The sequence below is a fragment of the Brevibacillus sp. AF8 genome (assembly GCF_021270385.1).
Taxonomy (GTDB): domain Bacteria; phylum Bacillota; class Bacilli; order Brevibacillales; family Brevibacillaceae; genus Brevibacillus.
This window is the reverse complement of sequence record NZ_JAGQDN010000017.1, coordinates 42,320-57,156: the sequence shown is the minus strand read 5'-3', so window position 1 is coordinate 57,156 and position 14,837 is coordinate 42,320. Positions and strand designations below refer to the sequence as shown.

The following is a 14,837-nucleotide window of genomic DNA, read 5'->3' as shown; positions in this document are numbered from 1 at the left end:
GCCTCCCCCTTTGCTTCCATTTTTAACAGGGGAGACTTCGTTTAAACCTATGTGCGTTCGACAACCATCGCCATACCCATACCTCCGCCAACACAAAGGGCAGCCAAGCCTCGCTTCAGCTGTCGTCGCTTCATTTCATGCAGCAAGGTTACGACAATTCGGCAGCCGGTAGAACCGACAGGGTGACCCAGCGCGATACCGCTTCCGTTCACATTCGTTATTTCCCGCGGTAGCTCCAGCAATTTTTCCACAGCCAGGTATTGCGCGGCAAAGGCTTCGTTTACTTCGATCAGTTCGATATCCGCGAGCGTCAGACCGGCTTTTGCCAATGCACGCTTCACTGCTGGAACGGGTCCATATCCCATCAAATCAGGCTCTACCCCCGCTACCGCCCACGAGACAATTTTGCCGAGTGGTTCGATCCCGAGCTCTCTCGCTTTTCCTTCTTTCATCAAAACGGCTGCGGACGCTCCATCGTTGAGCCCGGAGGCATTGCCTGGCGTCACTGTACCATTGTCCCGGAAGCTGGGTCTAAGTTTCGCGAGACTTTCCAGAGTCACTCCCCTGCGAGGGAATTCGTCTTCCGTAACCATAATTTCTTCGGTCCGTTTTTTAATAGAAACTCCTATGATTTCCTCCGCAAACAAACCGCTGTCTATGGCGCGGATCGCGTTTTGCTGACTGCGCAAGGCAATTTCATCCGACTCCTCACGCGTGATCCCGTAACGATCGACCAGCCGTTCTGCCGTTTCGCCCATCAGGATTTGATGGTGGGGATCTGTCAACAACTCCCACATCGCATCGGTCATTTCCCCATGTGTCAATCGTTTGCCCCAGCGCGCATTTTTCAGGACATACGGGGCGTTGCTCATGCTCTCTACGCCGCCTGCCAAAACGATTTCACTGTCGCCTAAAAGAATTTGGGAAGCGCCGCTCACAATCGCTTGCATGCCGGACGCGCATTGACGTTGAATCGTGAAGCCCGTCACTTCTTTTCCCAATCCTGCGTCCAATGCTGCCACTCGCGCTATGTTTGGCTCGTCTGTGCGCTGAATGCAATTGCCTAAAATGACTTCATTGATCTGAGAAGCTTCCAGGCCAGATCGATCCATAACACCACGAATGACGGTTTCTGCCAGCTTGCGAGCGCTTACATCTCTCAGGACGCCACCAAACGTACCAATAGGCGTACGTCCGGCAGCAGCAATGACAACCTGCTCCATTTGTTTTCCCCTCCATTGAGTAACCTTTTTCTTTATTGTCTCACACGGAAGTTACAGGGCGGTTCTAAACGATGTTTTTCAATACAACGGTGACCCATTCGTCATGTTGGCTTTCTTTCTCCACCTGGAAGCCTGCCTGTTCAAATGTAGCAATGACAGCTTCCCGATTCCATTCGACAATTCCCGAGAGAATCAACGTTCCTCCTGGTGCCATTCGCTCCGTAATCATCGGAAGCATCGCGACATTTTCATCGCCACCGATATTGACCAGAATGACATCTGCTTGGTCAGGCAATTGAGACTTCACTGCGTCCTCGCTCGCATCCCCAATGACGACTTGTACAGCGTGGTCAGGAAGATGATTATTGGTCGCATTGACGAGAACCTGATACTCACTTTGTGGATTAATGTCCACTGCCCATACAGGATGCTTCGCTCCATTCAAGGCGCAGTACAAAGAGAGAATTCCTGAGCCAGCTCCTACATCAATGACTTGCTTACCCTCCAGATCCATTTCTTGCAAAAACAAAAGAATGTCCTGCGTCGTTCCATGATAGCCCGTTCCGAAGGCTGCACCTGGATCGATCCATAGGATATGCCGAGCCGACTCCAGCGCTGCGGGGTCGGTCCACGTTGGTGCCACCCACCAGTCGCCTATTTTGACTTCACGGAACTCCTCTTTCCACGAATCATTTTCCTCCGCTACGAGTTCTACTTCTTTTATAGTGACTTGTCCATTCCACCGCTGAATGTAGGTCTTCAGGCGGGATACATGCTCCTCTTCACGATCGTGCTGGGGTTCAAACAGATAACCAACAAGTGGACCTTCCGTATTTTCTGCGTAATCATATCCGTTTTCCGTTGTCAGTACTTCGATTTGCGGTTCGATCCAGCCAAGTGTGTAGGAGCTGGTCAATACCTCTGCCACAAACAAATCCTCAATCTCTGATTCCACTAGTAATGTGTATTTGAGCCACATGCTTTCCATGATGAAAAATGCTCCTTCCCTTTTGCTGTCATTCGCCCCTATTCTTGCGGACATCTATTCACTCATCTGTGGATGGCAAGGATGATAGAGAACATGGTATGATAGTAGAATGGACTATCACCACCACAGGGAGGCTTACCATGTTTGACGAATTTTTTTACCGTCGCCGCAAAAACAAGGGACTTTTCATCGTCATGATTGCCCTCATCGTTCTTGGCATCGGAATGTTCGGTATGGGTTTCCTCTATATGTTCTCGTAAGTCGGAACAACATCATTATACCCTACGAACCTCGCTACACCCACTGTATCTGTCCAAACAATTGGGGCGTGAAGTTTTCTACTGTGGTTGCTTTACTTCCCCTTGTTTACTCGATTATACTTGAGAATGTATTTTTCCTGTACGTTTGATATAGAAAGAAGGTTCACTCCATGTCGCGAATTCTCATCTCCGGGTACTACGGCTTTAATAATGCCGGAGACGATGTGGTCCTGTACGGCATCATCAGCTCTCTTAAGCGGGAACAACCAAATATCTCTCTCGCCGTCTTGTCCAATCAGCCTGATCGGACTGCGGAACTGTTCGGGATTGAAGCCTATAACCGCTGGAGCTTTGGAACCATCGTCCGCGAGCTTTCGCGAAGTGACATGCTGGTGATGGGCGGCGGTACACTGATGCAGGATGTAACCAGTCCGCGCAGTGTCCTCTACTATTTGGGCATCGTCACCATTGCCAAGCTTTTAGGTAAACCCGTGGTCTTTTACGCGCAAGGGTTTGGACCCATCCTCAAATCGCTCAGTCGCACGATGATTAAACGCGTGGTGAATCACGTCAACATTATCACGGTTCGCGACTACGAATCAGGAGAGGACTTCAAAGCCTGCGGCGTAAAAAAAGCCCCTATCTATATAACAGCTGACCCTGCTCTGACGATATCCCCAGACGATATTGCAGATCAACGGGGAAAAGAGCTGCTCCATGGTATGTTTGATGATCCTTCCAAGCCTTTGGTCGCCATCTCTGTCCGGGACTGGAAGCAGGAACAGCAATTCAAACAGAAGATAGCCCGGGCAGCAGATTGGTTTATCATGCGCGGATGGAATGTTCTCTTCCTCCCGATGCATGTCCCTAGTGATTTGGCACCGTCCCAGGAAATCATGGACCAGATGAGCCAACCAGGAGCACGTCTTCTCGATGCACCTGTGACTTTTCATGACATCATGTCGGTACTGAAGCAATGCAACTACGTCGTAGGAATGCGGCTTCACTCTCTCATTCTTGCTTGCATGCTGCGAATTCCTTTTATCGGTATCTCCTACGATCCGAAAATCGATCGATTCGTTGAACGCGCTGGAATGCCCAATGCTGGTCATATTACTCAACTCGATGAAACTACACTTTTGACCTTGCTCGCTGAAAAACTGGACAACCTCGATCACGAAATTGATGTAGTAACGAAGCATTCCCATCTGTTAGCGATCGAAGCATCCAAAAGCAGTGAACTTGTTTTGCAGGCGCTGCGTAAATAAGGCTGACCTGGAAAGGAGGACATCATGTCCTTTTCTTCACAAGTGTTACTTCGTTTAAATCGATTATTTCCTCTCCCCGTTCACCCTTTCAACCTGGCAAACAACGGGGAAATGAGCTATACCGAATGGCAATTTCAAAAAGGGGATCAAACCATTCAGTTTTTCCTCCCCTTCCATTCACAGGAGCAAATGTTCCGTGACAAAACAGTTTTGGACATCGGCTGTGGCGGCGGGGGCAAAACCTGCTATTACGCCACCTATGGACCGAAAAAAATGATCGGCATCGATATCGTCCCCCACTACGCGGAGGAAGGAAATGCATTCGCGAAGAAAAAGGGACTGGATCATCTCGTCTCCTTCATGACTGGTGATGCCGCAAGAATGGACTTCCCGGACAACACGTTCGATACGATCATCATGAATGATGCGATGGAGCACGTTGGCGAACCGGAAAAGACGCTGGAGGAATGCTTTCGGGTCTTGAAGCCTGGCGGGCATCTCTACATCAATTTTCCGCCGTATTATCATCCATACGGTGCTCATTTGTCAGATGCGATCGGCATTCCTTGGGTACATGCCCTCTTTTCGGAGCAGGCCTTGATTGACGCCTATAAAAAGCTAGTTAGCGACTTGCCAGACGGTTCTGACCGGATTGCATTTCGCTTCGACAAGCTCCCTGATGGCAGAGACACGATCTCGTACATCAATCGCATGACGATCAAACGGTTTCGAAAAATTCAACAAGGCGTGGTACAGCCTGCGGTTTACCAGCGAGAGATTCCGTTGCGCAATCAGTTGCAGGCCTTGGCGAAATTGCCTGCTACCCGTGAATTTTTCGTAAAAATGGTCGTATGTGTTTATCAAAAAGCGAAATAAGAAAGATCACATAAAACCCCTTCCTCCGTTTGTGGAGAAAGGGGTTTTTCGATTGGATTAATCGTTATTCGTATTGGACTTTAACGAGGAGGCCTGCTTCCTCCGTATGAATTGGATAAAGGCGCGCAGTTTGTTTCCACCTGGCAGCCAGTCTAGCTCCTTGTCTTCAATAAGTGGAATGAGGATGAGCAGTCCCAGGTAGATGATGAGCCCTACACCGACTCCAGCGACGGTCTCTATCGCTCCCAAAATGCGCACTGGCTCTCTTCCCCTGAACAGGAAATCAATTGCCTCTGTCGCTCCCCAAGCCAGAATGAGCATGAGGTTAGCCACCAGTAACGGATAAATGGTATCGAAGCGCCAGTTAATCGGAATCGATACGTAACGGTTGATGACTCGCATATTCAGTACGCAGACAAATGCAGTAGCAACCAGCCAAGACAGGGACAATCCATCCATACCGAACATCGAGGTAAACACGAGTGTTGCCAGTACTTTTACAATGACACCATAAAGCAGATGACGCGCAGGGATTTTTTCTTTGCCGATCCCTTGCAAAATGCCGTTTGTAGCAAGCAACAAGGAAAGCGGGATCGCTGTGATTCCTAAAATCGCCATTGCACGCGTGCCTTCCATATCACCATACAACGCCAAATTCGCCCCTTCAGCTACAGCTGTCAGTCCCAGCCCGGCAGGCAGACCGATTAGCCAAGCAAAGCGCAGTGAGAGCTTGGTCAAGGTCGTAATCCGTTCCTGATCCTTTTGTCTGATTGCTTCGGCAATGGCAGGGACGATCGAGAGAGCAATCGACGATCCGAACAAGCTCGCCATTTGCAGAAGTGGTCCTCCCCTGCTGTAAATGCCAAACCACGTATCCGCCGTCAAGCCGTCCACATTCCATATGTAGCGGAAGATGTTAATCGCCAGAAAGGAATCCGTCAGGCTGAAAATCGGGATAACTAAGGCGCTGATACAAATTGGCCAGGCAATTCGCCACATCGAGGCGAAGAAGGCACGATCATACCACCAAGTAAGGCGCCCCCACTCTGCCCCGCTAAACACGGAATTTTTCCGGTTGTGGAGCCACATGAGTAATGCTAGAAACCCGAGACTCAAAAACGTACTGATCATCGTACCGAAGTTGACTCCGGTAATCACAGTATCCGTATCTTCACCGAGTGACACGAGATACAGGGAAGCTACCAAAATAAATACGACACGCAAGGTCTGCTCCACAATTTGCGAGAGTCCGACAAACAACATTTTTTGATGGCCGTAGAAAAAGCCGCGAATAACCGCAATCAAAGGAACGAACAGCAGCGACATGGAAATCGCTCGAATCGGTTCAATCAAATGCGGATTCCCCATGAGCTTTGCGATAAGTGGGGAGCTGACGTACAGGAGCGCAAACAAGATAAGTCCGATGGCGCCCATCATAACCATGCTACGGGCCAAAATTTGTCCAATAGAGCCTTGTTTTCCTTCAGCTAATGCCTCTGCAATCACTCTCGACAATGCTACTGGCACACCTGCTGTCGCCAATATGAGAAAGGTCAGGTAGAGAGGATATACTTCCTGATAGAGTCCGAGACCTCTGTCGCCTACTATCTCTTGAAGCGGAATTCGGTAAAACATCCCGATAACTTTTGACAAAATCCCCGCTATGGCTAAGATCAACGCTCCCGCGAGAAAATGACTTTTTTTCAACATGGGTAACTCCTTTATTCGTCTCTTTGACTGGATACCCGTAAGGCAGCACCAATCGACATGAACCCACTCTCTATCCTACTATCATTTCCCTCTTCCAGCAAACAGGTATATCGATGGAATTTCGCAGGAATACTGGTGAAAAACAGATTGCATTGATTTTTTTTAATCGTCTGCCTGTGTGATCAGTGAGTAGGAGGGGAAATTATGCCCACAACCGGATTTTTGATCCGCCATGTACAGTGGCCGTTAATGGAGGCCTTGAAAGGAAATCGCATCCGTCCTTACATGAAAGAATTGCAAGCAACTCAGCGTCTATCTGCCGAAGCGCTTAACGTGCAGCAGCGAGAAAAGCTGGTGAAGCTACTCGATCATGCGATACAAAACGTACCAGCTTACACTGCCTTCGCCCCAGACTGGAGCAAAATGCGCGAGATGCCTGAACGTTTTTTGCAGCGTATTCCTGTTCTGACCAAAGCACACTTTCGGCAAAACGCTGATCAATATTTGAGCCAGGGCCTCCAAACATGCAGACTCGTTGGAAATCGTACGGGAGGCTCCACAGGTGAACCTACCCATTTTTATCTTGATCGTCAAACGGTCGAGCGGTATGAAGCTGCGCGCTGGTTGGGGCTATCCTGGTACGGCATTCGCATTGGAGACCCATGTGTGATGATCTGGGGCTCTCCTCTCGAATTAAACGCCCAGCAAGCTCGCCGCTACCGCTGGAAGGAACGCTGGTTGAAAAACCGCATGATGATTTCTGCCTATGAATTGGACGAAAGTCATTTGGAAGCAAACCTGCGCCTCATCCGGGAATTCCGTCCAGCCTATTTATACGGGTACGCCTCCGCGTTGCATACCCTCGCCATGATGATGCTACGACGGGGCATGACGCTCGGAATCCCGCTCAAAGCCGTGGTCTCTACAGCAGAAAGCCTGCACGAGCACCAGCGGCAAACAATTGCCCAGGCTTTTGATGCGCCTGTTGTGAATGAGTACGGCGCTCGTGACGGCGGAATTATCGCCTACCAATGCACGGCTGGGAGCATGCATGCCTTTTCCGGGAACTGTTATTTGGAGGTAGTCGATCCTCTTACGCATATTCCCGTCCACAAAGGGCACCCGGGAGCACTGCTCGTCACAGACTTGCACAATACCGTCATGCCTCGCCTGCGCTACCAATTAGGAGATGTCGTCGCGCTTTCCGATTCAACCTGCTCTTGCAATCTCTCTTTTCCACTTCTTGCTTCGATTGATGGCAGAGAAGACGACATGTTCCTATCGCTCAACGGACGGTACGTGCACGGACATTATTTTAATCACATCGTGCGGAATATGGACAGCTTCCGCACCTTTCAGATCGTCCAGCATGATCCGGAGCGACTGAGCCTGCGACTGGTGAAGGAGCCCGAACGTTTTTTGCCTGCTGATGAAGCCAAGCTTTTGGAAGGAATTCGCGCGGCATTAGGCCAGGTCAGCATCCACGTTTCTTACGTGGAAACCATTCCCCCCGCAAGCTCGGGTAAGACCCGCTATGCCATCAGGGAATTCCCGCTTACGAGCGCCCTCCCGCTGGAGTAGACCGCTTGCGTACTTTTTGCAGCAGTTCTGACACAAGTGGCTCGCGAACCAAAATGAGCACGACAAGATATAAAAGAGCTGCACCCATAATTCCTAGCGGCAAGTACAACCAGACAGGCAATACGGATAACCATGGATCGACGAACAAAATAGCACCAGCCATGACTGCGCAGCCCAGAATGGTTTTCCCCGTGGTCATGAGGAAATTCGCTCGTACAGGGCTGCCTACTGCCCTCCATAGCAAAATGAACAGCAGGAGCGCTTGACTGATAGCCGATACCGCATTGGCAAGAGCAATTCCGCCATGACCAAGCAGGGGAATGAGCAACCAGTTGGCAAGGGCATACACACCGATCCCAATCGCCCCGATCATAACGGGTGTCTTCGTGTTTTCCAGTGCATAAAAGGCGCGAGTCAGCAAGTCTCTCGACGCTAAAAAGAAAAGCCCCACGCCGTAAAACGGCAGTGCCCACGCTGTCAAAGCGACAGAATGCTCATCGAACGCACCACGCTCAAAAGCTAGTCGGATGATTGGCTCTGCGTATAGCGCAAGTCCAACCGTCACGGGCAGCAGCAAAATGAGAAGATAGGCAAGTCCCTTTTGCAGGATTTGCTTCATCTCCGTCATTTCCCCCCGCTTGACATGACTAGCCAACAGCGGGAATAACGGCAGCGTAAACGCCCCGACAAAAATAGCCAGAGGCAATTGCATGATCTGGTTCGCATTGGCGAGGGCGGAAACGACACCCGTTCCAAGCCCTTCCGCGAAGCCTCGCTCCAAAAAGGTAGTCGCCTGAGCTACCACCGCACCAATTAAAATCGGAATGACGCGCTCGCCCATGCCTTTGAGAGCTGCGTCCTCACGCCAAGCAAAGGAGAAGCGCTGCTGATAGCCGAATCCGCGCAAGGTAGGGAGAATCGGCAACAGTGCAGCCAAGTAACCGATTGTCGTAGCCATTGCCAATCCAATGGGACCATACATCGGAACGAGCACATACATGCTGACAATCACCAAAGCTCCATTGACTACCGTGCCAAGCGTCGGTGTAAAGAAATGTTGGTGAGCATTGCAAATACTCGACCAAAGCCCCGTTAACCCGATGAAAATAGCTGATGGCCACATCCATTGCAGCATGCTAGCCGTGAGCTCCAGCTTCTCACCCGTCAGTCCAAACATCGCAGCCAGCTGGTAAGAAAAGACAACCCCTAAAGCAGAGAGAGCAACGAATATACCCAAAATGATCGTGAGCATCTTCTGATACAAGTCAGTCGTCCGCTCTCCTTTTTCCATCATGCCCCGCATCGTCGGGATCAGCACTGCATTGACGGCTCCCGGTATGACCAAGAACAGCGTCAGCGGAATCGTTGCCGCGATATTAAACGCATCTGCCTCCATGCCAGTCCCGTACAAGCTGGATACATATACACTGCGAAAAAAGCCCAGAAGCCTTCCAACGAGAGTCAGCACGACAATCATGGAAGCAATTTTTAACAAACTCATGTCCACTTTTCTCCTATCCCTATTTGAAACCCTACGTTCCAGGCTTGATTCTAACCCCTCAAACTACCTAGTTATCATATCTTATTTCTACCGTTCCTACCAACCTCTTTCCCCCCGGCTTGCTACCGGGTTGTCAGATTCATTATAATAGGTAGGTTAATCCCTACCTGTAGGAGGACTACAATAAAAATGAGAGAAACCGTGTTGAAGTGGGGAAGCCAATCATCTACGTGGTTGTATTTGCTGTTGGCCTATCCCGTAATCGATTACGTCTTGCGACAGATTCTACCGATTCCAGTCATATCTTCTCTGTGGGATGAAGGACTGCTCATCGTTCTGATGCTGTTTACGTTCGTTGCGTTTTTACAGTCAAATCGGACGATGCCTGGAATCAAACATTGGCTTGGAGCCTTTTTCGTCCTCGGAATTGCCATCATGGTGACTGACATGGCGAACTGGGAAGCGACTGTGGAAGGATTCCGTTCCGTCTACCAGTACATCCTCGCCTTTTTCATGGGCTTCTATTTGCTGAAGTCGATGGAAGACCTGAACAAGTTCATGAAGGTACTTGTGCTGGTTGGTTTCGTAGCGGCACTGTATGGTGTCTTGCAAGTCATCGTAGGCGTCAAAACACCTGAATCATGGGTGCAGGAAGGAGAAGCAGTTACCACGCGTGCATTCTCCTTCGTAACGAGCCCGAACGTATTGGGCAGCTATATGGCGTTGGTTACACCGATTGCCGCTGGTCTGTTCATGACTGCTACTACTCTCAAGCAAAAATTGATTTGGGCCATTGTAGCACTGACCACCGTGCTTGCTTTGCTCTTAACCGGGTCCCGCGGTGCCTGGTTCGCTCTTGCCTTTGCCGTGTTCGTTTGCTTCTACATCTGGAACAAACGAGTAGCAGGATATCTGGTGATCGCAGGGATTATCGGGGTTGTAGCCCTGTTCTTCGTTCCTGATTCAGTTCCGCTTGTCGGAAAAGTAAAAGATCGCATTTTCACGCTGTTTACACCTGAATACTTCGAATCTAGCAGTGAGGGTGGACGCATCGGGCGCTGGGGAAAAGCATACGACAATATGCGTATCGAGCCATTGTTCGGTGTCGGACTCGGTCATCACGGCGGAGCAGTTGCAGCTCGCCATTTCGGTACCATTTATTCAGACAGCTACTTCTTTAAAAGTTTGGCGGAATACGGTCTGATCGGGATCATCCTGTTGATCGGAACCGTGATCACGATGTTCAAATACGGAGCTGGGCTCATACGCAACATCCAAGGCTCGCCACACTTTTTTGCGATACTCGGACTGCTGGGCGGATTAATTGCGGTAGCTACGCATAACCTCGTTGAAAACATTTTCGAGGTGCCGTTCATGGCCCTCTATTTCTGGCTGTTTGGCGGCTTCCTCTGCGCATTATTCGTCGACCAGACACAAAACAAAAGGTGGTGAGCACATGCGCCGGAATCCTATTCTCGAAACGATAAGCTGGGCGCTGTACGCCATTGCCCTGTTTCTGATTTATCATTTGCTCGTGAAACCCGCGTTCCTTGATTTAACGTGGATTGCTGTACTCATTTTCCTGCCACTGCTAGCTTTTTGCTACTTTGTGGTGCATCCGTCGGAGCGACGTCAAGTGCTTGTGTTTACCATCGGCTTCTTGCTCCTGGATCGGGCACTGACACGCGTCGATGTGAAAACGACTGCTGCTCTGTTGATCGGTGGTGCAATCGCAGTCATCGTGATTGCGCTTCTCGTGAAATGGTATGGACGCCTCAACTGGCGTGCAGTCGGCTCGTTGGTTCTGATCGCCCTCTTGGCGAATGTGACGTTCAACAGAGATACGCTGACTGCACTTAGCCACTTTACCGTGACATACGAATCTGACCGTTTGTACAACGGCGATTGGGTGGATTACTTCCCGATCGCGCTGCATGACGTCAATGGCGATGGCAGCATGGAGATCATCACGTACGGCAATGCCGAGGAGCTTCCACTGCCGGAAAAAATTGAAAAGCCAGAGACGGAAGAAGAGAAAAAAGCAATGGCAGAGAAGCTGCGCCATTTGCAGGCGGAACCTGTTTCTCTTTACGTCCTGACCTGGAAAGATGGTCAAATGGTGCGGATGCCGAATGATCAGATTCCGGCAGAAACCATGAAGATCATCCAGGAAAAATTGCCGACCGATTATCCGGGCTTCCCGTATTACACGATGAAAGACGGTCAATTGGTACCGAATGTCCAACGCCAACCATATGCGGAGGGCATGATGCAAATCGGAACGGCACCCTATCGTGCGTTTATGCTTGATATGGAGAACATCGCAAACCAACTGGCAGATAACGCAGGCAGTATGGACGTACGACAAACATTGGGTTCCAAGTACACGGATCTACACATCAAGGATGGTATGCTGACAGGCAACTACGACGGCAAGCCTTTTGGCGGCACGACAAAAGCAACCAAGCTGATGACCACCATGATGCTGCCAGATGGCCGCGAAGGAATCGTTGTCATGGGCGAGCACCTGAGTGTACTGTCTGTAGAGCCAGATGGCACACTGACAGAATCGTACACACTGACACGCAAACAGGCCGAATTGGCAACTGGCGAGTTCATTCCTGCCGATATCGACAACGACAAGGTCGATGAGCTGCTCGTGGCAGGCAAACCTTCGTACATCTTGAAACCAAAAGCAGACGGTACGTGGGAAATTTTGTGGGCAAGCGGTGACCACGATAAGAGCTTCCGCTTCTCCAACTTTGCTACGATTGGTAACAACGCCAAGCCTGAGATCGTAGCCAAAGCAAAAAGCTGGGTAAGTACCACAGATACTCGCTATTTGTCTGGCTATGACTACACGCCAGAGGGCTTGAAACAAAACTGGCGCATATACATGCCGCTGATCAATGTGCAAATCGGCGACATCGATGGAGACAAAGAAAACGAAATCGTGGCCAACATGTACAATACGCATCGTATTCTCGTGTTTAAGCAGCACAACATTCCGGTACTCGGACTCACAATCGCGCTATTCGTGGGACTCTTGGGATACGGGGTCGTAAGGAGGTTTCGCCATGCGTAAAGCGACGAAAGCATGGGCATTGCTCGCTGCCATCTGCACAGCCTCCCTGCTCGGTGGCTGCACGTATGAATCAGGGACGAAGGCTTTTGCCACTACCAATTTTGACCAGAAGCCGGATCAAACGACAACGGTCCAAACCGAGTCAGGAGCCGAGTGGTTGAAAACAGCCCTGGAAAAGGGCAAAACGAATGAAGAGGCACAGACTTACTGGTATAAAGGTTATGTGAAAAACACAATCCTGTCTCGTACCACGACGAGTATGTTCAATGGAGCTGTCATCAACGGGAAAGGCTACAATGTGGATGCACGTATCGCGGCCCAGCCGTATTCGTACTATCGAATTAACGACAAACGCTATATCAAGGCGAATGAGCAGTTCGTGACCGCTCCAGAGGAGCCACTTGCCTTCGACGTATTGAAGGGCTTCGAGGACTGGCTGCCTTTCATGGACAAGGCTGTCCAATTGCCTGAGGAGAAAGCTATCGGTGTAGTCAGCGTTCCGTTCCAATTGAAAATGACAGGAGCAGAATGGCTGAAAAATAGCCAAAGCCCACTGTTTGAACCATTGAAAAAGCAATTGGGAGAACGCCCTGATCTGGATTACATCTTGAAGGAATCCACGATCAAGACAACGTTTTGGTTCGGCAAGGAAGACCGTCTGATCCACCAGTACGAGACCTGGATCATTCTCCCACTGCCTGAAGCCGGAACGATGGACCAGCAAGTGATGTTCAACCTGTTTAAATACGGTGATACTGGTGGCATTCACATTAAGGAACCGGAAGAAATAGAGAAATATTTGCTGTACTAAAAAAGCCTGCTACCTTAGCTTGGCAGCAGACAAATCGGTACGAATCAGGACCTGGCGAACATCGTCAGGTCCTTTTATTTTGAAACAAAAGAAGTATGCCTGCCACACGAAGAAAACCCCGCAGCCTTCATTGGCTCCGGGGCGATGCCGTACTATTTTTTCACCAGTTCATCCATCAATTGCGCCAATTGCTTCGCCTGTTCACGGCGCTCATACGGTTTCACACGCTCTGCAAAATCTGCTCCGCGTTCCTCGCTACCCGTTTGACCTTGCGCTTTCCACTCCTGGTACAGCTTCAGGTATGCTTGCTTGATCTCGTCTTTTTGCTCTGGATCGGCTACTTGTCCGAGACGGAAATCTTCAATAATCTCTGTCGCTTCGCCTCTTTTGTTCAGAGCTAGGATCGGGTTGCCAATCCCCATGTATTCGTAGAGCTTGCCCGGAATATACGCTCCGGCGTCAGCGGACACATCCCCGATCAGCAAGAGGGCATTGGCGCCTTTCATCAGTCCGAGCGCTTCTTTATGCGGCAGGTTCCCCAACACACGAACGATGTCACCCAGCCCCAATGCTTCCACACAATCGCGATTTTCGGAATACCCCGGATAATCGAACACCCCGGCAAAGCTGAGCAAGAGATCATTTCGGTCTACTGCTTTTTCATCGATGAGTTCCCGGATGGCTTGCAGGAGGAGGCGTGGATTGCGCTTTTGATACAAAATACCTGCGTACACCGCATGAAACTTTTCCGGAACAGCATGACTCGGAGCCAACCCTTGAAAATCAGCCTGATCAAACCCATTGTAGATCAGCTCCATTCGCTTGATACGGTTCTGGTGCTTCTCGCGAAAATTATAGGCGAAGGTCGCAGTAACGGTCGTGATCGCATCCGCTTGGGACATCACCGCCTCCTCCATTCGCTCTTCCATGCGCTCTCGCCATTCGATGCCAGAGGTGTGCATATTTTGCGTCCATGGATCACGGAAATCCGCTACCCATTTGCAGCCAAACTCACGGGAAAGCTTTTTCGCAATCAAGTGATTCGTCACCGGTCCCGATGTGGAAAAAATCACGTCGATCTTTTCACGGCGCATTATTTCCCGCCCCAGCTTGAGCGCATTCGGCATCCACAGGATTTGGTCGTCTGGAATCAACAAGTATGGCTTCACTTTTTTCAGCACATGAACGACCTGCTTTTTTACCTTCGCCTTAAATGACGGCTGTAATGGTGCGGACGCTGTATTGGTACTTGCTGATGCGGCTTGTCCCCCTCGATTCGGCAGCAGCTGCCACTCCTTCGCACGGTGAATAGTGACATCACTCGGCAGTTGTGCCAAAAGGGATGGATCAAGCGTCGCATGATAAGCAGGATCTACTGTCAGCACATGGACATTCCAGCCAAACTCCCCCAAATATTTGGCCATTTTCAACGGTCTTGGCACGCCGCCTCCACCAATTGGAGGAAATATGTAGCATATGATCAACACGTTGTGCGTATTCATTTACGTAACCGTCCTTCTCCATTTCAATTTTC

11 protein-coding genes are annotated in these 14,837 nt (G+C 50.1%); 6 read left to right on the top strand and 5 right to left on the bottom strand.

Going from position 1 to position 14,837, the window contains the following annotated elements; all coding sequences use genetic code 11:
- Positions 1–47 precede the first annotated feature (47 nt).
- Both KB186_RS20210 and KB186_RS20205 read right to left on the bottom strand, forming a co-directional pair.
- Positions 48–1,223 carry an acetyl-CoA C-acetyltransferase gene (locus tag KB186_RS20210; protein ID WP_173608620.1) on the bottom strand — a complete coding sequence of 392 codons (1,176 nt, stop codon included), beginning with the start codon at positions 1,221–1,223 and terminating at the stop codon, positions 48–50.
- A gap of 64 nt (positions 1,224–1,287) precedes the next feature.
- Positions 1,288–2,211 carry a 50S ribosomal protein L11 methyltransferase gene (locus KB186_RS20205; protein WP_173608621.1) on the bottom strand — a complete coding sequence of 308 codons (924 nt, stop codon included), beginning with the start codon at positions 2,209–2,211 and terminating at the stop codon, positions 1,288–1,290.
- A gap of 430 nt (positions 2,212–2,641) precedes the next feature.
- Here KB186_RS20205 and csaB point away from each other — a divergent pair, with 430 nt between their 5' ends.
- Positions 2,642–3,739 carry a polysaccharide pyruvyl transferase CsaB gene (gene csaB, locus KB186_RS20200; protein WP_048031963.1) on the top strand — a complete coding sequence of 366 codons (1,098 nt, stop codon included), beginning with the start codon at positions 2,642–2,644 and terminating at the stop codon, positions 3,737–3,739.
- Positions 3,740–3,763: 24 nt separating this feature from the next.
- Entirely contained in the window at positions 3,764–4,615 is an 852-nt protein-coding gene (locus KB186_RS20195; RefSeq protein WP_173608622.1) for a class I SAM-dependent methyltransferase, read from the top strand.
- A gap of 57 nt (positions 4,616–4,672) precedes the next feature.
- On the opposite strand, the gene KB186_RS20190 is transcribed toward KB186_RS20195, so the two are convergent.
- A complete protein-coding gene (locus KB186_RS20190) occupies positions 4,673–6,325 on the bottom strand; it encodes a putative polysaccharide biosynthesis protein (protein ID WP_173608623.1) in 1,653 nt (550 codons plus the stop codon).
- Between the two features lie 204 nt (positions 6,326–6,529).
- Between KB186_RS20190 and KB186_RS20185 the strand changes: the two genes are divergently transcribed.
- Complete coding sequence (locus KB186_RS20185; protein WP_232774252.1) at positions 6,530–7,906, top strand: phenylacetate--CoA ligase family protein; 1,377 nt, start codon at positions 6,530–6,532, stop codon at positions 7,904–7,906.
- Here the strand turns inward: KB186_RS20185 and murJ are convergent.
- The gene (gene murJ, locus KB186_RS20180) at positions 7,881–9,407 is read right to left on the bottom strand and encodes a murein biosynthesis integral membrane protein MurJ (protein WP_232774251.1); all 1,527 of its coding nucleotides are present in this window, start codon (positions 9,405–9,407) and stop codon (positions 7,881–7,883) included. The two genes, KB186_RS20185 and murJ, sit on opposite strands and share 26 nt — an antisense overlap.
- A 189-nt stretch (positions 9,408–9,596) precedes the next feature.
- Between murJ and KB186_RS20175 the strand changes: the two genes are divergently transcribed.
- Genes KB186_RS20175 through KB186_RS20165 form a run of 3 tightly spaced genes read left to right on the top strand, consistent with a single transcriptional unit; the run spans position 9,597 to position 13,303 of the window.
- Positions 9,597–10,859: an O-antigen ligase family protein gene (locus tag KB186_RS20175; protein ID WP_221867740.1), complete on the top strand. Its 1,263-nt coding sequence runs from the start codon at positions 9,597–9,599 to the stop codon at positions 10,857–10,859.
- A 4-nt stretch (positions 10,860–10,863) separates the two neighbouring features.
- Positions 10,864–12,492: a hypothetical protein gene (locus KB186_RS20170; protein WP_173608627.1), complete on the top strand. Its 1,629-nt coding sequence runs from the start codon at positions 10,864–10,866 to the stop codon at positions 12,490–12,492.
- Entirely contained in the window at positions 12,485–13,303 is an 819-nt protein-coding gene (locus KB186_RS20165; protein ID WP_221867739.1) for a hypothetical protein, read from the top strand. The genes KB186_RS20170 and KB186_RS20165 overlap by 8 nt, the downstream gene beginning before the upstream one ends.
- A 152-nt stretch (positions 13,304–13,455) precedes the next feature.
- Here KB186_RS20165 and KB186_RS20160 read toward each other — a convergent pair whose 3' ends face one another.
- Positions 13,456–14,805, bottom strand: coding sequence for a glycosyltransferase family 4 protein (locus KB186_RS20160; RefSeq protein WP_173608629.1), 1,350 nt, complete (start codon positions 14,803–14,805; stop codon positions 13,456–13,458).
- Positions 14,806–14,837: the final 32 nt, after the last annotated feature.

Coding starts and splice junctions, on each gene's coding strand:
- KB186_RS20210 (WP_173608620.1), bottom strand. CDS start 1,223: ATGGAGCAGGTTGTCATTGCTGCTGCCGGACGTACGCCTATTGGTACG.
- KB186_RS20205 (WP_173608621.1), bottom strand. CDS start 2,211: ATGGAAAGCATGTGGCTCAAATACACATTACTAGTGGAATCAGAGATT.
- csaB (WP_048031963.1), top strand. CDS start 2,642: ATGTCGCGAATTCTCATCTCCGGGTACTACGGCTTTAATAATGCCGGA.
- KB186_RS20195 (WP_173608622.1), top strand. CDS start 3,764: ATGTCCTTTTCTTCACAAGTGTTACTTCGTTTAAATCGATTATTTCCT.
- KB186_RS20190 (WP_173608623.1), bottom strand. CDS start 6,325: ATGTTGAAAAAAAGTCATTTTCTCGCGGGAGCGTTGATCTTAGCCATA.
- KB186_RS20185 (WP_232774252.1), top strand. CDS start 6,530: ATGCCCACAACCGGATTTTTGATCCGCCATGTACAGTGGCCGTTAATG.
- murJ (WP_232774251.1), bottom strand. CDS start 9,407: ATGAGTTTGTTAAAAATTGCTTCCATGATTGTCGTGCTGACTCTCGTT.
- KB186_RS20175 (WP_221867740.1), top strand. CDS start 9,597: ATGAGAGAAACCGTGTTGAAGTGGGGAAGCCAATCATCTACGTGGTTG.
- KB186_RS20170 (WP_173608627.1), top strand. CDS start 10,864: ATGCGCCGGAATCCTATTCTCGAAACGATAAGCTGGGCGCTGTACGCC.
- KB186_RS20165 (WP_221867739.1), top strand. CDS start 12,485: ATGCGTAAAGCGACGAAAGCATGGGCATTGCTCGCTGCCATCTGCACA.
- KB186_RS20160 (WP_173608629.1), bottom strand. CDS start 14,805: ATGAATACGCACAACGTGTTGATCATATGCTACATATTTCCTCCAATT.